16 protein-coding genes and 1 pseudogene are annotated in these 16,312 nt (G+C 72.4%); 8 read left to right on the top strand and 9 right to left on the bottom strand.

Annotated elements, in window-relative coordinates; translation table 11 throughout:
• Nucleotides 1–23: 23 nt before the first annotated feature.
• The gene (locus IF00_RS48095) at nucleotides 24–452 is read left to right on the top strand and encodes a winged helix-turn-helix domain-containing protein (RefSeq protein WP_078944890.1); all 429 of its coding nucleotides are present in this window, start codon (nucleotides 24–26) and stop codon (nucleotides 450–452) included.
• Between the two features lie 195 nt (nucleotides 453–647).
• Here the strand turns inward: IF00_RS48095 and IF00_RS0129245 are convergent, their stop codons facing one another.
• Entirely contained in the window at nucleotides 648–941 is a 294-nt protein-coding gene (locus tag IF00_RS0129245) for a hypothetical protein (RefSeq protein ID WP_030323160.1), read from the bottom strand.
• 217 nt (nucleotides 942–1,158) lie between these two features.
• On the opposite strand from IF00_RS0129245, the gene IF00_RS42865 reads away from it, so the two are divergent.
• Both IF00_RS42865 and IF00_RS0129235 read left to right on the top strand, forming a co-directional pair.
• On the top strand, nucleotides 1,159–2,616 hold the full coding sequence (locus tag IF00_RS42865) for a hypothetical protein (protein ID WP_051820668.1): 1,458 nt from the start codon (nucleotides 1,159–1,161) through the stop codon (nucleotides 2,614–2,616).
• A gap of 154 nt (nucleotides 2,617–2,770) precedes the next feature.
• Nucleotides 2,771–4,882: a restriction endonuclease gene (locus IF00_RS0129235; protein WP_030323157.1), complete on the top strand. Its 2,112-nt coding sequence runs from the start codon at nucleotides 2,771–2,773 to the stop codon at nucleotides 4,880–4,882.
• Between the two features lie 44 nt (nucleotides 4,883–4,926).
• Here IF00_RS0129235 and IF00_RS0129230 read toward each other — a convergent pair whose 3' ends face one another.
• Nucleotides 4,927–6,315, bottom strand: a complete 1,389-nt coding sequence (locus IF00_RS0129230) for an NAD(P)/FAD-dependent oxidoreductase (RefSeq protein ID WP_030323155.1) — start codon at nucleotides 6,313–6,315, stop codon at nucleotides 4,927–4,929.
• Nucleotides 6,316–6,753: 438 nt separating this feature from the next.
• On the opposite strand from IF00_RS0129230, the gene IF00_RS0129220 reads away from it, so the two are divergent.
• From IF00_RS0129220 to IF00_RS0129210, 3 genes are all read left to right on the top strand, one after another.
• Nucleotides 6,754–7,641, top strand: coding sequence for an aminoglycoside phosphotransferase family protein (locus IF00_RS0129220; RefSeq protein WP_030323153.1), 888 nt, complete (start codon nucleotides 6,754–6,756; stop codon nucleotides 7,639–7,641).
• Nucleotides 7,642–7,705: 64 nt separating this feature from the next.
• Entirely contained in the window at nucleotides 7,706–8,185 is a 480-nt protein-coding gene (locus IF00_RS0129215; protein ID WP_030323152.1) for a GNAT family N-acetyltransferase, read from the top strand.
• A gap of 9 nt (nucleotides 8,186–8,194) precedes the next feature.
• Nucleotides 8,195–8,536, top strand: coding sequence for a hypothetical protein (locus IF00_RS0129210; protein WP_030323149.1), 342 nt, complete (start codon nucleotides 8,195–8,197; stop codon nucleotides 8,534–8,536).
• Between the two features lie 67 nt (nucleotides 8,537–8,603).
• Here the strand turns inward: IF00_RS0129210 and IF00_RS0129205 are convergent, their stop codons facing one another.
• Nucleotides 8,604–9,602, bottom strand: coding sequence for a zinc-binding dehydrogenase (locus IF00_RS0129205; protein ID WP_030323147.1), 999 nt, complete (start codon nucleotides 9,600–9,602; stop codon nucleotides 8,604–8,606).
• Between the two features lie 57 nt (nucleotides 9,603–9,659).
• Nucleotides 9,660–10,850 (bottom strand): NAD(P)-binding protein, encoded by a 1,191-nt coding sequence (locus tag IF00_RS0129200; RefSeq protein ID WP_030323145.1) that lies wholly within the window; start codon nucleotides 10,848–10,850, stop codon nucleotides 9,660–9,662.
• Between the two features lie 126 nt (nucleotides 10,851–10,976).
• Between IF00_RS0129200 and IF00_RS0129195 the strand changes: the two genes are divergently transcribed.
• Complete coding sequence (locus IF00_RS0129195; RefSeq protein WP_030323144.1) at nucleotides 10,977–11,651, top strand: pentapeptide repeat-containing protein; 675 nt, start codon at nucleotides 10,977–10,979, stop codon at nucleotides 11,649–11,651.
• 130 nt (nucleotides 11,652–11,781) lie between these two features.
• Here the strand turns inward: IF00_RS0129195 and IF00_RS0129190 are convergent, their stop codons facing one another.
• The 5 genes from IF00_RS0129190 to IF00_RS0129165 form a co-directional block, all read right to left on the bottom strand.
• Entirely contained in the window at nucleotides 11,782–12,282 is a 501-nt protein-coding gene (locus IF00_RS0129190; protein WP_030323142.1) for a hypothetical protein, read from the bottom strand.
• Between the two features lie 13 nt (nucleotides 12,283–12,295).
• Complete coding sequence (locus IF00_RS48090; protein WP_388310460.1) at nucleotides 12,296–12,628, bottom strand: response regulator transcription factor; 333 nt, start codon at nucleotides 12,626–12,628, stop codon at nucleotides 12,296–12,298.
• A 22-nt stretch (nucleotides 12,629–12,650) separates the two neighbouring features.
• Nucleotides 12,651–13,856, bottom strand: coding sequence for an FAD-dependent monooxygenase (locus tag IF00_RS0129175; protein WP_030323139.1), 1,206 nt, complete (start codon nucleotides 13,854–13,856; stop codon nucleotides 12,651–12,653).
• A 103-nt stretch (nucleotides 13,857–13,959) separates the two neighbouring features.
• The gene (locus tag IF00_RS0129170; RefSeq protein ID WP_030323137.1) at nucleotides 13,960–14,580 is read right to left on the bottom strand and encodes a response regulator; all 621 of its coding nucleotides are present in this window, start codon (nucleotides 14,578–14,580) and stop codon (nucleotides 13,960–13,962) included.
• The gene (locus IF00_RS0129165; RefSeq protein WP_051820667.1) at nucleotides 14,580–15,815 is read right to left on the bottom strand and encodes a sensor histidine kinase; all 1,236 of its coding nucleotides are present in this window, start codon (nucleotides 15,813–15,815) and stop codon (nucleotides 14,580–14,582) included. Before IF00_RS0129165 ends, IF00_RS0129170 begins: the two co-directional genes overlap by 1 nt.
• Nucleotides 15,816–16,063: 248 nt before the next feature.
• Between IF00_RS0129165 and IF00_RS0129160 the strand changes: the two are divergent.
• Nucleotides 16,064–16,312 (top strand): annotated as a pseudogene (locus IF00_RS0129160) (heme-binding protein); the annotation flags it as partial.

Below are 16,312 nucleotides of genomic sequence, written 5' to 3'. Positions count from 1 at the left end.
CCACCACACCGGAGGTCTTCGCCATGTTCAAGACCAGACCAGTGTCAACAACGCTCGTGATCAATACATCTAGGGCCTGGCCACTTTGTCGGCAAAGGGCGCCACACCGGCCGGCGCGGCATCCTACGATCGGCGCCATGCAGCTGACACCCCATGAGGTACTCGGCCGTTGGCTCCTCGCAACGCTGGGTGAGATGGGCGGTGCGGGTTCCAAGCGGTCCGTGCTTCGGAGGATCGAAGAGCGATACGGGTCCCAGTTGACCGAGACCGACCACTTGCCGCAACCGTCCAACGGAGAAGTCAAGTGGGAGAACCGAACCGCTTGGCAGCGGAACCGAATGGTCAAGGCAGGCCTTCTCAAGCCTTACGAGCGGCATGGGGATCCTTGGGAGCTCACCCCAGCCGGCTGGGCGGCTCACCGTGTCCTTGTGCCCGGGCAGGACGGCCGTTAGAGGCCCAGGACGGGGCTGCCGTTGCAAGGGAGAGTGCCCGGCTGGAGAAGGCGGCAGGGCGTGGACCGCACTCCGCCGACACGTTCCTGCCGCAGTTCGGCCGCATGGTCCGAACTCGACAGGGTGCTTGACGGTGAAGACCCCCGACCGATCGTGGTCGGGGGTCTTCGGCGTTCGGGGTGGTGGTGAACGGTCCTAGCGGACCACGACGTTGTGGGCCGGGATGATCGTGGGCTGGACGTCGGCGTGGCCGAGGTCGGCCAGGATGGGGCCGAAGGTCTTCGCGTGGGTTTCGAGGGCCTCCGCGCTCTCCCAGACCTCGGTCACGCGGAACCCTCCGTCGACCGGTCCCGCCGCGTGCGAGACGAGGCCCGGGTTTCCCAGGTCCGCGAACTGTGTGAAGCCTTGCCCGTCGGTCACGCGCGCGATGACCGCGTCGTACAGCTCCTGCCCGGCGCCAGGGAGGTCGAAGGTGACGATGATGGCCATTCAGGTGCCCCTCTCTCGGTCCGCCGCATAGCCGCGGCGACGCCCGCGATCCTAGCGTTAGGTAATCGGGTGAGTGCACAGAGTGGCGAGTCCGATGGTCGTCACGGGAGCCTTGTGGCGCCCGGCAGTGCGGGGCTCGATTCAGTCCAACGCAGCAGTTCGGCGTGCACATGGCGGGTGGGGCGTCGAGGGTGGGGTCATGGGCATACGACCTTGGGTGGTCGTCGAGCCGCCTGACCGGCGCGGTCTGCGTCGGATCACCATTCATGGCAAGTCGGTGGGCAGCGCCTGGTCGCTTCGCGAGTTGCGGAAGGTGCTCGGCCGGCTGGGCTACCCCGACGACCTGGATCTCGACGACCGTTCGCGCGTTCACTGGCGTGGCGGTGACAGCAACTGCTGGCCCGACGACCGCGGCTGGAGGCGGCACCTGGTCATCGGCCTCATGATCGTGGGACTGCTCGGCTCGATCGGCCTCCATTTCGTCATCGGCTGGGCCGACGCGCTGGGGGCGCTGACCTTCGCGCAACGGCTGGTCGGTGTTCTGTTCCTGTTGGCCGGCGTGGTTCAGGCGGCCGCGTTGCCCGCGGTCGTCGACCACTGGGGCCGCCGGCAGGTCAGGCTGTCCGGAGCGCTGGTCCTGCTCGGCGTGCTCATGGCGCTGGCCACCACGACTCTGCTCCTGTTCCTGTGGCTGCAGGAGAGGGAGTTCATCCGCGCGGTCGTCGTCTTTCTCGCGCTGTGGCTCTGGTCGCTGTGGGCCCTCCACGTCCTCGTCCACGAGAAGGTGTGGCGAGGGATACCGCACCCCAGGAGGTTCGCGGCAGGTGTCACCGTCACGGCGACGCTGACCGCGGTCAGCCTGGGGTACTCGATTCTGTACCAACCCATCGCCGCTCCCCTGCACTTCGTCCTGAGGGCGGATTTCGGGAAACCGCAGGCGGATGCCGATTCGCCCTACATCCACGTCCCCCTGAAGCTCTACGCGAAGAACGCAGGCGGGATTCCGGTGTACCTCGTCGTCGACGACTACACGGTCACCGGATACATGACGGAGTTCGCCCGGGACGGTCTCGGCATGGAGGAGTGGAAAACCGACGAGGGGGACATCGAATGGAGCGCCGACGCCCAGGCCTTCGCGAGGGGGCTCGTCCCTGAGATCATCGCATCGGGGCAGTTCCAGGGACCTGGGTCGACCTTGGACATCGGGGAGGAGTTCAAGATGGAGCGGGTGATCACCCTTCCCAAGGACACGAGGTTCGAGACGCTGGACGCCGTTCTCTCGTTCACCTTCCTCCGGCAGGACCGGGGAAAGCTCGATGACGAGATCTACGCCGACCTCTCCTGGGTCGAGGCGGACGGTGGGCGCTGCGCACCCGACGACTGCGGCGAGTACGTCATTTACCACAGCAGAGTGCGCTACAACACCAACTTGATCAACGTGACGCGCAAGCCGCGATATGTGGTGGCGTTCTGGTCGCCGACGGAGGTCACGGAGGGATTCGTCACCTCGGTCAATCTCACGGGTCGGGAGAAAAGCCCGTCGATCGAGGAAATGTACGGGGAGCTGGACGACGGCGAGACTCGGAGAGAGGCCGAGAGGTACGGCCTCGGCTGGGTCAGTGTCAACTCGGAGGTGTCCGTCAAGGGGCTGCTGAAACAGGCGGAGCAGCCCTGAGCCGGGCGTGCGCGATGTCGTCGTACCGCACCGGTGCCCGTCGTCGCGCACCCGTGCCCGTCGTTCCTGTGTCCCGGACGGTCTTGGTCCGGGACACTTGGTCCTTACGGGGGCGTACTGGTGGCTGGGGTGTTCTGCGGGAGGGGTGGGGCTGATGGGGCGGCGTTCCGGGGGGCTGATCGGGGTGTGGGCCGAGCAGCAGCGGGTGGCGCAGCGGCAGCGGGAGGGACAGCATCAGGCCGTGCTGCGGCAGCAGCGGGATGCCGAGCGGGTGCAGCGGGCGTACGAGCGGGACGTCGCCCGGATGCAGCGGGAGCAGAAGGCCGCGTACCGGCAGCAGCGCGAGGCCGACGCCCTCCGGCGGACCCAGGAGTTGGACGCGCGGGTGCAGGTGCTCGAGGGGTTGTTGGCCGCCGGGTGCCGGGCGCCCGCCTTCAGTGTCGACACGCTGCGGAGGGCCGAGAGCATCGAGCCGTTCTCGCCCGGGCCGCTCGGGGAGCCCGTACCCATGCCCGATCAGCGGTTCTATCGGCCCGAGGCCTCCTGGACCGTCTCGGGACGGGCCCAGGCCGAGCGGGACGCGCGTGCCCGGTTCGAGCGGGACTGGTATGCCGCCCAGGCCGCTGAGGCGCGGCGCGTCGAGCAGTTGGCCGCCTACCGGAGGGCGTACGACGAATGGGCCGCCGCCCGGCTCGACGAGATACGTGCGCACAACCGTGGGGTCGCCGGGACCGAGGTCGCCCTCGGCGGCGGCGATGCCGAGACGGTCGTCGAGTTCTTCTCCGCCGTGCTCTTCGCCTCCACCGCCTGGCCCGAGGGCTTCCCCCGCGAGGTGTCCGCCGCCTACGAGCGCGGCCGACGCCGGCTCGTACTCGACTGGGACCTGCCCGGGTACGAGGTCGTTCCCGAGGCCAAGGGGGTCAAATACCTTTTCAGTACCGATCAGGAGAAGGACGTTCCCCGGCCCGTGACCCAGCGGCGCGCCCTTTATCGCGACGTGCTCGCCCAGAGCGTTCTCCTCGCCCTGCACGAGCTCTTCCGCGCCGATCGCTCCGGCGCCCTGGAGGCCGTCACCCTCAACGGGTACGTCGGGGGCGTGGATCCCGCCACCGGGCTCGCCGGGCGCGTCTGCGTCGCCTCCGTCGCCGTCGGGCGGGACGTCTTCGAGCGGCTCAACCTGGAGTTCGTCGGGGCCGTGGAGTGCGTGACCGGCGCCCTCGGCGGCCGGCTCTCCGCCAAGCCCGACGAACGCGTGGCCGTCGCCCCCCTGTGGACTCCCGAGCAGGTCGGGGCCGAGGTCGTCGTGCAGGGGGACGGGGACGAGCCCGATCTGCTCGCCATGGATCCGATCGCCTTCGAGGGGCTCGTCGCCCAGCTCTTCCGGGCCCGGGGCCTTCAGGCGGTCACCACCCAGCGGTCCAACGACGGCGGCGTCGACGTCGAGGCCCTCGACCCCGACCCCATCAGCGGCGGGTCGATCCTCGTCCAGGTGAAGCGGTACCGGAACACCGTTCCGCCCTCCGCCGTACGCGACCTCTTCGGGACCGTGCAGAGCGCGGGCGCCAACAAGGGTGTCCTGGTCACCACGTCCGGGTTCGGGCCCGGCTCCTACACCTTCGCCAACGGCAAGCCGCTGACCCTGATCTCCGGCGTCGAGCTCGTCGATCTGCTGCACCAGCACGGACTTCGCGGGCGCCTGGGGGCCGGGACGACGCCCGCGTCGCCCGCGTCCCCCGTCGCTTCCGCCGCGCCCGTCGCCGCCCCCACCGCCGAGGCCGACGCCGACTTCAATCTCCTCGGGATGGACTGGTCCGGGTCCGCCGCGCTCGACGTCTGCGCGCTCGTCTGTTCCGGTCAGCGGGTACTCGGCGACGAGTGGTTCGTCTTCTTCAACAACCCCGCCACGCCCGACGGTTCCGTCGCCATGGTCGCCGCCCCGCCCGGCGACCGGGCGGCCGTCCGGGTCGGTTTCGACGCCCTGCCGGCTTCCGCCGACCGGCTCGTGCTCGTCGCCGCCGTCGACCCCGAGGTCAATCCGGACGCCGACCTCGGCGGGTTCACCGACGCCGGCATCCGGCTGCGGGACGACTCCGGCGCCGAGCTCGACCGGCTCGTCGTCTCCGACGGCCGCCCCGGCGAGACCGCGCTCGTCCTCGGGTCCTTCCGGAGGCGCTCCGGCGGCGACTGGGACTTCGTCCTCGGCGGGAAGGGGTACCGGGGCGGGCTGGAGGAGCTTGTCGGGGACTTCGGCATCGACGTGGAGTGAGAGCGAGGGGTGAGGGCGAGGGGTGAGGGCCGAGGAGCGCGGTCTCAGCGGCCGCTCACACGGTTCGCCAGGATCGCCACCCTGTCCGTCGTCGCCGCGTGGCCCGTCGCCTCGCGGCGGTCCGCGCCCCGGAAGGCCGCGTACATCGTCTGCACCCCCAGCCAGCGCAGTGGCTCGGGCTCCCACTTGCGGACCTTGTGGTTGACCCAGGGGAGGGCCGTGAGGTCGGTCGGGCCCGACTGGCCCGAGTCCTGCTGGATGAGGTCGCGCAGGGTGCGGGCCGCGAGGTTCGCCGTCGCGACGCCCGAGCCGACGTAGCCGCCCGCCCAGCCCAGGCCCGTCGAGCGGTCCAGGGTGACCGTGGCGCACCAGTCGCGCGGGACGCCGAGGACGCCGGACCAGGCGTGGTCCACCCGTACACCCGCCAGCTGGGGGAAGAAGCGGACCAGGACGTCGCGGAGTGCCTCGATCGTCCGGGGCTGGGTGCGACCGTCGTTGTCCGTCTTCGAGCCGAAGCGGTACGGGACTCCCCGGCCGCCCAGGGCGATGCGGCCGTCGGCGGTGCGCTGGGCGTACATGTAGGCGTGCGCCATGTCGCCGAGGGTCTCGCGGCCGGCCCAGCCGATCGACTCCCACTGTGCGTCGGTGAGCGGCTCGGTGGCGATCATCGAGGAGTTCATCGGGAGCCAGGTGCGGCGCTGGCCGGCGAGGGAGGCCGTGAAGCCCTCGGTGCAGCGCAGGATGTACGGGGCTCGGACCGTGCCGTACGGGGTGACCGCGTGCTTCGGCTTGATCTCGGTGACCGGGGTCGACTCGTGGATGGTGACGCCGAGCGCCTCGACGGCCGCCGCGAGGCCCTTCACCAGTTTCACCGGGTGCAGGCGGGCGCCGTGCGGGGTCCAGGAGGAGCCGACGGCGCCGGTGACGCGGATGCGGTCGGAGGTCTCGCGGGCGCCGTACATCTCCCGGTCCGTCTCGCCGAAGGCGGTCTCGACCGCGTGGAAGTCCTTGAGGCGGGCCAGCTGGGCGGGGGAGAGGGCGACCTCCAGGACGCCGCCGCGGTGCTGGTCGGCCTCGATCTTCTCGGTCTCGCAGACGTCGAGGACCTCGGTGACGGTGGCGTTCATGGCCTGCTGGAGGCGGACGGCGGCCTCGTGGCCGTGGAGCTTGGCGTAGCGGTCGCGGCCGGCGATGCCGTTGTAGAGCCAGCCGCCGTTGCGGCCGGAGGCGCCGTACCCGCAGAACTTCGCCTCCAGGACGGTGATGTTGAGGAAGGGGACGGCCTTCTTGAGGTAGTAGGCGGTCCACAGGCCCGTGTAGCCGCCGCCGACGATGCAGACGTCGGCGGTGGTGTCGCCGGGGAGCGGTTCGCGGGGATCGGGGGCGCCGTCCTGTGCGTACCAGAACGAGATGCCGCCGTTGACCGTACTCATGTGTATCCCTCTTCCGGGTGCGTGGGCGGGAGGTTACCGGGGGCCTTGGTCCTGTGGATACGGGTCCTTCGGCGACGATTCCCGGAGGGGGCCCGGCCTGGCTTCGAGGGTGGACGGCACACGTGTGGCCGCTACGGATTCCGTCGCTCCGGAAGGACTCTCCCTTGCCCGTGCGCAGGACCCGGCGCCTGGTGGCCGCGGCTGTCTCGGCAGGTCTCATCGGCCTTGCGGCGGTGGGGTGTTCGGAGGGGGGGCGTCGGAGGCCGCCGTGGTGACGGTGGCTCCGGAGGGGCACGCGGACGTGCTCGCGAAGCTTCCCGCGGCCGTGGACGGTACGAAGATCGTCGTCTTCGCCTCGCAGCGCCGGGCGGGGACGCCCTGTACGACGCGGCCCGATTCTCGGAGGCGCTGCGCGACGCGGGTGTCTAGGGTCGTGGGGTGATTCACGTACCGGACCGACTCGTCGCGTCTCAGGTGAAGTACAACGGGGAGGCGGGACGGGCGTTCGTCGCCGGCCTGCCGGAACGGGCCGAGGAGTTCCTCGACCGGTGGGGGCTGCGGGTCACCGGGCCCTCCATGTACGGCATGGCGTCGCTGGTGCTGCCCGTGGAGCGGGTCACGGACGGCATGCCGGCCGCGCTGAAGATGCAGATCCTCGACGATGAGACCGAGGGGGAGCCGGTCGGGCTGCGCGCCTGGGACGGCGGCGGCGTCGTGCGGCTCCTCGACCACGACGCCGGTACGGGGACGATGCTCCTCGAAAGGCTCGACGAGGCCCGGCCGCTGAGCTCCGTCGCCGACACGCGGGAGGCGATGGGCGTCGTCGCGGGGCTGCTCGCCCGGCTGGTGGCGCTGCCGGCGCCGGAGGGGCTGCGGGGACTCGGCGACATCGCGGCCGGGATGCTCGCGGACGTGCCGGACGCGGCCGGACGCCTCGGCGCGGAGGACGCGGCGGTGCTGCGGGACTGCGCGGCGGCCGTACGGGAGGTGGCGGGCGAACCGGGCGACCGGCTGCTCCACTGGGACCTGCACCTCGGGAACGTCCTCGCGGCCGAGCGCGAACCGTGGCTGGCGATCGACCCCAAGCCGCTCGCGGGCGACCCGGGCTTCGACCTGCTGCCGGCCCTGATGGACCGCTTCGACCCGGCCGACGTCCTGTGGCGCTTCGACCTCCTCGCCGAGGTCGTCGGCGACCGGGGGAGGGCGGTGGCGTGGACGCTGGGGCGGGTGCTGCAGAACGGGCTGTGGGACGTGGAGGACGGGGAGCCGGGGCTGGACGGAGAGCAGGTGGAGGTGGCGCGGATCCTGCGGGCGGCGCGGGGGTGAGGCGTGCGCCGGGCCCCGTGAAACCTCCTGGCCGGGAACGGTGCGCCCGGGGCAGGCTTGCCCCATGATCCGTACAGCCACGCCTGCAGACGTTCCCGTCGTCCACGCCCTCGTCCGTGATCTCGCGGAGTACGAGAAGGCCCTCGACGAGGTCCGTACGACCCCCGAGCAGCTTCATGAGGCGCTCTTCGGCGAGCGCCCCGCCGCCTTCGCGCACGTCGCCGAGACCGAGGACGGCGAGGTCGTGGGCTTCGCGATCTGGTTCCTCAACTTCTCGACCTGGCGCGGGGTCCACGGCATCTACCTGGAGGACCTGTACGTCCGCCCGGAGGTGCGCGGCGGCGGCCACGGCAAGGCGCTGCTGACCGAACTGGCCCGGATCTGCGTCGAGCGCGGGTACGAGCGCCTGGAGTGGTCCGTACTGAACTGGAACAAGCCGTCGATCGACTTCTACGAGTCCCTCGGCGCCCGCCCGCAGGACGAGTGGACGGTGTACCGGCTGACGGACGGGGCGCTGGCCGAGCTGGGTGGGGCGGGGGTGTAGGAAGGGGGCATGGATACGGATATTGCCCAGCGGTTTCAGCGGATCACGGCGTTCATCGAGGCGCGGTTGACGCCGCTCTTCGACCCGGCGAACGGGAGTGACCACGGGTTCGGCATGGACGACACCTCCCGGGCGCTGCGTGCCGCGCGGTACACCGTGCAGGCGGCCTCCGCCGTCAACGGTCTCGTGGAGCAGCGGGAGTCGGCGCCCGAGCTGCGGCAGGTGGTGGACCAGGCGCTGGAGCACAACTGGGACGTGCTGCGCTCCGTCGCCCGGATGTGGGAGGACCACCCCGACTTCCTGAAGGAGTTCAAGGCGCACTCCTGGGACGTGGTCGGGGCCGCCGTCTGAGGCCGGGGGTGTCCGGCCTGGTCCCCGGGCCGCCCTTCGGGCGACGACGGGAATGTGACGGCACCCCCTAGGGGATCAGGACCACCTTGCCCGTCGTGCCCCGCGTCTCCAGGGCGCGGTGCGCGCCCGCCGCGTCCGCCAGCGGGAAGCGGTGGACCGCCGGGCGGAGGGTGCCCGTGGTCGCCGCGTCCAGGGCGGCGAGTTCGAGGGTGCGGACGTCGCCGCCCGCCTTCTGGAGCATGACGGGGCCGAGGACGGATTCCGACGTGATGCCGCGCGCGGCGAGTTCCTCCGGGGCGAAGGTGAGCGGCTCGCCGTCGTGGAGTCCGGCGCCCGACCAGCCGAAGACGACGTGCTGCCCGCCCTTGCCGAGGAGGTCGACGGCCGCGCGGCCCGTGTCGCCGCCGACCGAGTCGAAGACGACGGTGGCGGTGCGCTCGCCCAGGTACGCGCGGACCTTCTCCGGCCAGTCGGGCCGCTTGTAGTCGACGGCCAGGTCGGCGCCGTTCTCCGCGACGAGCGCGACCTTCGACGGGCCGCCGGCGAGGCCGATGACGGTGGCGCCGGCGTTCTTGGCGTACTGGACGAGCAGGGTGCCGATGCCGCCGGCCGCCGCGGGCACGACGGCCACCGAGTCGGGGCCGAGCTCGGTGAACTGCAGGATGCCCAGGGTGGTGCGTCCGGTGCCGATCATGGCGACGGCCTCCGCCTCGCCGAGGTGGTCGGGCAGCGCGTGGAGGCGGGCGGCGTCGGTGACGGCGAGCTCGGCGTATCCGCCGGGGGCCATGCCGAGGTGGGCGACGACCCGCTTGCCGAGCCAGGCCGGGTCGGTGCCCTCGCCGAGGGCTTCGACGGTGCCGGCGACCTCGCGCCCCGGGATCGTGGGCAGCTCGGCGGGCGCCGGGAACGGGCCCGTCATGCCTTCCCGGAGCGCGGTGTCGAGGAGGTGCACCCCGGCCGCCGCGACCTTGACACGGACCTGGCCGGGGCCCGGTGCGGGGTCGGGGGTCTCCTCGTATGTGAGGTTCTCGGCGGGGCCGAAGGCGTGGAGGCGGATGGCGCGCATGGCGTTCCCCGTTCGTCGTGCGGGTGGGCGTGGTCCGACGAGGAACACCCTCCGACCTCAAGCGTGCTTGAGGTCAAGGCCCTTCCGCAGGACACCTCGTTCCGCGCGCAGCGCCAGCGACACCGCCTCCACCGCGCTCGTGAACGACACCTCCGCGAGCACGCCCGGAGCCGCCACCTGATCGCCCACCAGGTACACACCGTCGCCCCGGTCGACGGCCGGCCGGTCGCGCCAGGTCGTGCCGGGCCGGTCGACCGCTCCCGTACGCCCCTGGCACACCGAATCCCGCCGCCACACCGTCCGCTGGCGCCAGCCTCGGAAGCCGAGGTCGAGGAGCCGTTCGGCGTGGGCCACACCGTCCGCCTTCGACTCGCCCGGGCCGATCGGCAGCTGGGCCTGGATCAGCTGCTGCCCGGCCGGGGCGAGCGTGGGGTCCTGGGCCGTGAAGCGCTCGATCCAGCCCGGCGCGTCCAGGTCCGAGATCACGAACGGGTCGCCCTTCCGGGTGCGCAGCGCCAGGTCGAACAGGACCGTACGGCCGCTCTCCCACGTCAGCGACGGGTCGCCGAGCAGCCGGGCGGCGGCCGGCAGCGCGGTCGCGACGACCACGGGCCCCTCGCCGAGCGGCAGGGCGTCGAGGCTGTCGACACGGGACGACGTCTCGATGCGCACGCCCGTCTCCCACGCGCGCGCGACCATCCGCTCGATCAGCAGGCCCCAGCCGCCCCGGACGAAATGCGCCTCCGGCGGCACGGAGGTGGCCCGGTGGAGCCGCTCCTGAACGAAGCGGGCGGAGAGTGAGCCCGGGTCGTGGTGGAAGGTCGCGACCGCCGCGTACGCGGCGGCGGCGTGCGCCGCCCGCTCGCCCACGAGCCCGGTGGCCCAGGTGCGGAAGTCGACGTCCACGGGGGCCTGCCCGGCGTCACGGAGGGACTGGCGCAGCATGCCGAGCGGCGGGGTGCGGCGCAGGGCGCCGCCGCGGTGGAAGCGGAGCCGGAGGGCCTCGGAGACCGGCAGCGGGGCCAGCGCACCGAGGAGGCCGCGCTGCTTGAGCCAGGTCCAGTGCGGGCCGCCGGCGTAGATCGCGTGTGGGCCCTCGTTGGCGAGGTAGGGGCCCTCGGCGGTGCGAGCCCGGCCACCGGGGGTCCGGTGCGCCTCGTGGACGGTCACCTTGACGCCCGCCTCGGCGGCGGTGATGGCCGCGGTCAGTCCGGCGAAGCCGCCGCCGATGATCGTGAGCTTCCGCATGTCGCTCTCCCTCTCGATCGGGTCGACCTCGCGTCGACCTCGTGTCCGGTCTCGCAAAGGGGACGAGGGGCGGGGTCGCGTTCGTGACATCGGGGCGTTGTCAGTGGCGTACATCACCATGGGGGCATGGCGACGACTCGGAAGAAGAAGGCGGCGGTCGCGGGGGCGCGGCGACCGGAGCTGCGGCTGCCTCCCCTGGAGCCGTACGGGGGAGGGCTCGAACCGGACGGGGACTACGACAGCCTCGAACTGACCGGGCTCGACCTCACGGGGCAGTCCGGGGAGGGCGCGCGGTTCCTGGACTGCGCGCTGCGCGACTGCGGACTCGACGAGGCGCGGCTGACGGGGGCCCGCTTCCTCGACTCGGTGCTCACGGGCGTACGGGGAGTGGGGACGGTCCTCGCCGGGGCGCAGCTGCGGGACGTGGAGCTCGTGGACGCGCGGCTCGGCGGGGCGCAGCTGCACGGGGCGGTGCTGGAGAGAGTGGTCGTACGGGGCGGGAAGAGCGACTACCTGAACCTGCGGTCGGCGAAGCTGAAGGACGTCGTCTTCGAGGGGTGCGTGCTGAGCGAGCCCGACTTCGGGGGCGCCCTGCTCGAACGGGTGGAGTTCGTGGACTGCGTGCTCACGGGCGTGGACTTCAGCGGGGCGCGGCTCAAGGACGTGGACCTGAGAGGCGTCCAGCGGCTGGGGATCGCGCGCGGGGTCGAGTCGCTCGCGGGCGCGGTGATCTCGACGGCCCAGCTCCTCGACCTGGCGCCGGTGCTCGCGGCGCAGCTGGGGGTGCGGGTGGAGGAGTAGCGGCTTGTGCGCCGGGGGGCACGGCTTGCGCGCTGGAGGGGCAAGGCTTGTGCGCACGGGGGGCAGGCGGGGAGACCGGCTGTGTCAGGACCGGGCAGGGCAGGCGGGGGAGGCCGGCCGGGCCCGGGGGTCAGGGCAGGCGGGGGAAGCGGGCCTGCAGGGACCAGATGGCCGGGTTGTCGGCGAGGCCCTCGTGCATGTCCGTGAGGTCGGCGATCAGGTCGTGCAGGAAGTCGCGGGCCTCACGGCGGAGCACCTTGTGGTTGAAGGTGATCGGCGGCTCGTCGCCCGGCATCCAGTCGGCCTCGACGTCCACCCAGCCGAAGCGGCGCTCGAAGAGCATGCGGTCCGAGGACTCGGTGAAGTCGAGCTCGGCGTACTGCGGCTGGGAGGCGCGGTTGCCGCGCGGGTCCTGGTCGATCTGCTCGACGATGTCGCACAGGGCCCAGGCGAAGTCGAGGACCGGCACCCATCCCCAGGCTGTGGACACCTCGCGGTCCGTCTTGGTGTCGGCGAGGTACACGTCCCCGCAGAACAGGTCGTGACGCAGGGCGTGGACGTCCGCGTGGCGGTAGTCGGTCTGCGGCGGGTCGGGGAAGCGACGCGAGAGGGAGTAGCCGATGTCGAGCACGGAACCGATGGTGTCACGGCGCCAGGCCCACCTCGTACGCGAGGATCACCGGCTGCACCCGGTCACGGGCGTCCGGCTTGGTGAAGAGGCGCGCCACGTGCGCCTTCGCGGTGGCCGCGCTGATGTGGAGCCGTTCCGTGATCTCGCCGTTGGACAGACCCCGGCCGACGAGGGCGAGTGCCTGGCGCTCACGGGCGGTGACTCCGGGGAAGGGGCGTGGAGGGGGCTGACGGAGGTCGGGGACTCGCCGGTGCCGGTGGAGTTCCCGAGGACGGCGGGCGGGGCGCGGACGGTGTACGCGGTCTGGTCGCTCGGAGCGGTGGCGGTGGCCCTGCTCGCGGTCCACCGCCGGGGCGTGTGAGAGACGCTCAGCGGCGGCCGTGCACCGCGCGCGCCACCCGCGGGCCCAGCCAGCGCTTGAGGCGGCGCAGCGGCTCCAGCTGTTCGGCGGCCCGGTCGATCCGATAGTAGAGCTGCGGCGGGATGTGCGGGAGCAGCGGCGAGTGGCGCTGGCCCAGGAGCGCGAACATCCGGGCCGGCTCCAGGCGCATGTACCGCGGGAGGTTCTCGTACCACTGGGCGCTGTAGCGGGCGGCGCTCTGCGCGGAGACGAGCTCGGCGCGGCGGCGCTTCCCGTACGTGGTGAGGGCCGTGTCCAGGTCGGTGTGCGCGCGCAGCGCGTCCGCCAGGGCCAGCGCGTCCTCCAGGGCCAGGGTCGTGCCCGCGCCGATCGAGTAGTGCGTGGTGTGGGCGGCGTCGCCGAGGAGGACGAGGTTGCCGTGGTGCCAGACCCGGTTGGTGAGGGTGCGGAAGGTGAGCCACTGGGCGGCGTCGTCGGCCCGGTCGCGGCCGATCAGCTCGTGCCCGTCGAGGAGGTCGTGGAACAGCTTCTCGAGGAGGTGGAGGCTGTCGGCCTCGCCGAGCGTGTCGAGGCCGAGGCCGGTCCACGTCTCGCGGGAGCACTCGACGACACAGGTGGAACGCTCGCCGCTGAACCCGTAGGCGTAGCACCAGATCCAGCCGTGCTCGGTCTCCTTGAAGGCGAAGCTGAAGGAGTCGAAGACCTTGGTGGTGCCGAGCCAGATGTACTGGTTGCGGCCGGCCGTGACCGCGCTGCCGAAGTGCTCGGGGTGGGCCTCGCGGAGCACGCTGTTGACGCCGTCGGCGGCGACCACCAGGTCCGCGTCGGCCAGCTCGGGCGCCTCCGGGCCCGCGATGTCGTGCTCGAACTCGACGCGGACGCCGAGCTCTTCGGCCCGGTCGGCGAGCAGTGACAGCATGCGCCGCCGCCCGATGCCGAAGCCCGCGTCGCCCCGGTGGACCGTGCGCTCGTCGCGGACGATCGCGACCCCGTCGGTCCAGGTCACCGAGGCCTCGGCGACGGCGGCCGCGGACTCGGGGTCGCCCGCGCGCAGCTTGTCGAGGAGCCCGGCCCAGTACGTCACGCCCCAGCCGTACGTGGAACCCTCGGGGTTCCGCTCGTACACGGTGATCTCGTGGGCGGGGTCCTGCCGCTTCAGCAGGATCGAGAGGTAGAGGCCGGCGGGTCCGCCGCCGACGATCGCGAGCTTCACGTGCGCTCCCACTGGACTGACCGGGCCTGAGGCATGACACCGCGCTGTCGCGCGGCCACGCACAGTAGCAGTGCGGGACCCCTGGGCGTGCACGAAGCGCGATCTACGGCAGCAGGCGCCGTTCCTTCGCCACCGCGACCGCGCCCGCGCGCGTGTCGACGCCGAGCTTCGCGTAGATGCGGCCGAGGTGGGTCTTCACCGTCGCCTCGCTGATGAACAGCGCCCGCGCGATCTCGCGGTTGCCGAGGCCCCGCCCCAGCTGGCCCAGGATGTCCCGCTCCCGGTCCGTGAGGCTCGGGCCTGCCGCGCCGCGCATCCGGTCCATGACCCGGCTGGCGACCGGCGGGGAGAGAGCGGTGCGGCCCTGGGCGGCCGCGTGGATGGCGGCGAACAGCTCCTCGGGCCGCTCCGCCTTCAGGAGGTAGCCGGTGGCGCCGGCCTCGATGGCCCGGGTGATGTCGGCGTCCGTGTCGTACGTGGTGAGGACGAGGACGTGGACGCCGGTGGGAGCGATCAGGCGGGTCGCCTCCACGCCGTCGATGCCCGCGCCCAGCTGGAGGTCCATCAGGACGACGTCCGGCTTCAGCTTCGCCGCCATCGCGACGGCCTCCTCGCCGCTGCCGGCCTCGCCGACGACCTCGATGTCGGGGGTGCTGCCGAGGAGGGCGAGCAGGCCGGCGCGGACGACGACGTGGTCGTCGCAGAGGAGGATCCGTACGGACATCACGACTCCTGGACGGGCGGGTTCGAGGGCGGGTGAGCGGGAGGGACCGAAGGCGGGCGCGGGTGCGTGGGGGTGCTCGGGAGCGGGATCGCGGCCGAGAGCACCGTGCCCTCGCCCGGGGTGGACTCGACTGTCAGGGTGCCGCCCAGCTGCTGCGCCCGCACGCGCATCGCGGGCAGTCCGTGCCCCCGTACCCCGCCGGGCCTGTCGACCGGGTCGAAGCCGCGGCCGTCGTCGGCGATGTCCAGGACCACCTGGTCGTCCAGGTACGTGAGGGTCAGCGCGGCGGAGTCCGCGCCGGCGTGCTCGCGGATGTTGGCGAGGGCGCCCTGCGCGATCCGCAGGAGCGCCGACTGCACCCGTTCGGGGAGCGGGACGGCGCTCCCGTCGACCCGGAACGCCGTCGACTCCCGGGCCGCCAGGCCGCGCAGGGCCTCTTCGAGGCCGCCGCCCTCGGCGAGGTCGGCGGGCGCCAGGTCGTGCACGAAGCGGCGGGCCTCGGCGAGGTTGCGTTCGGCGATGGACTCGGCCGTACGGACGTGGCGGCGGGCGGTGTCCGGGTCGCCGTCCCAGGTGCGGTCGGCGGCCTGGAGCAGCATCTGCTGGCTGGACAGCCCCTGCGCCAGGGTGTCGTGGATCTCCATGGACAGGCGCTGGCGCTCGGCGAGGGTGCCCTCGCGGCGCTCGATCGCGGCGAGTTCGCGCCGGGTGCGGATGAGGTCGTCGATGAGCGCCCGCTGGCGGGCCGCCTGCCGGTCCGAGTACACGAAGACACCGGTGGCGATGGCGGCGACGGCCGGCGGGGCGACGATCAGGTTCGGGTCCCAGCCGCCGTGCGCGAGCTGCACCTGCGCGAACACCACGAATGCGGTGAGCAGCGTGACCAGGCCGAGCGCGGCCCGCGCCGGGAGGGTGCGCAGGCCCGTGTAGAAGAGCGGCACCGCGCACCAGGCGAAGCTCGGCGCGAGGACGACGAGCAGGATCCAGACGGCGACGACGGTGCTCAGCCAGGCGATCCGGCGCGGCGCGGCGCGGGTGCCGACGACGGGGCCGAGGAGGTAGAGGGAGGCGAGGGCGCCGGAGAGGGCGACGATCCAGGGGCTGCGGTCCTCCCAGGGGTGGCGCAGCAGGAAGCGGGCGAGCGAGGCGCCGAGGAGGAGGAAGAAGGCGATGTGCATGACCCGCGCCAGCCAGGCGGTGTCGGGGTCCTGCTCGGTCTCCGTCGGCCGTGTCACGTTCTCACCTTCCTGGCCTGGGGATATCTGTCCATCCTGACCCGGGGGGACCACGGGGGCATCAGCCGATCGGCTGACCCGGCCGTCCTCCAGTGTGCGTGAGGAGGGCAGCCGGACCGTGGACCGGACGGCCCGGGTTCCGGCCACAGGATGGATGGCAGAGCGAAGGAACGGACCACTCGCACGGTTCGCCTCGGCTCGGCTCGCTTCTCCTCGTCGTCCTCCCCCTCACCCTCATGGAGTTCCTCATGAAGAAGATCCTCTTCGGCGCCACCGCCGCCGCTGTCGTCGCCGCCGGTACCTTCGGCGCGGTCTCCGCGAACGCCTCCGCCCCGGCCGCCGCCCCCGCCGCCGTGGTCCGCGCCGACGCCGGCGACGCCAACCTCCAGCAGTCGACCCACCTGACGGTCGAGGCCGCGACGAAGGCCGCGCAGGCGACCCTGGACGCCGCCGAGAAGGAGAACCAGCGCGTCTCCGTGGCCGTCGTCGACCGCAAC

Origin of the sequence: Streptomyces flavochromogenes (assembly GCF_000717595.1) — a bacterium.
GTDB classification, from domain to species: domain Bacteria; phylum Actinomycetota; class Actinomycetes; order Streptomycetales; family Streptomycetaceae; genus Streptomyces; species Streptomyces flavochromogenes.
The sequence above is the reverse complement of the archived record's forward strand: the minus strand, read 5'-3'. Positions and strand labels throughout refer to the sequence as shown.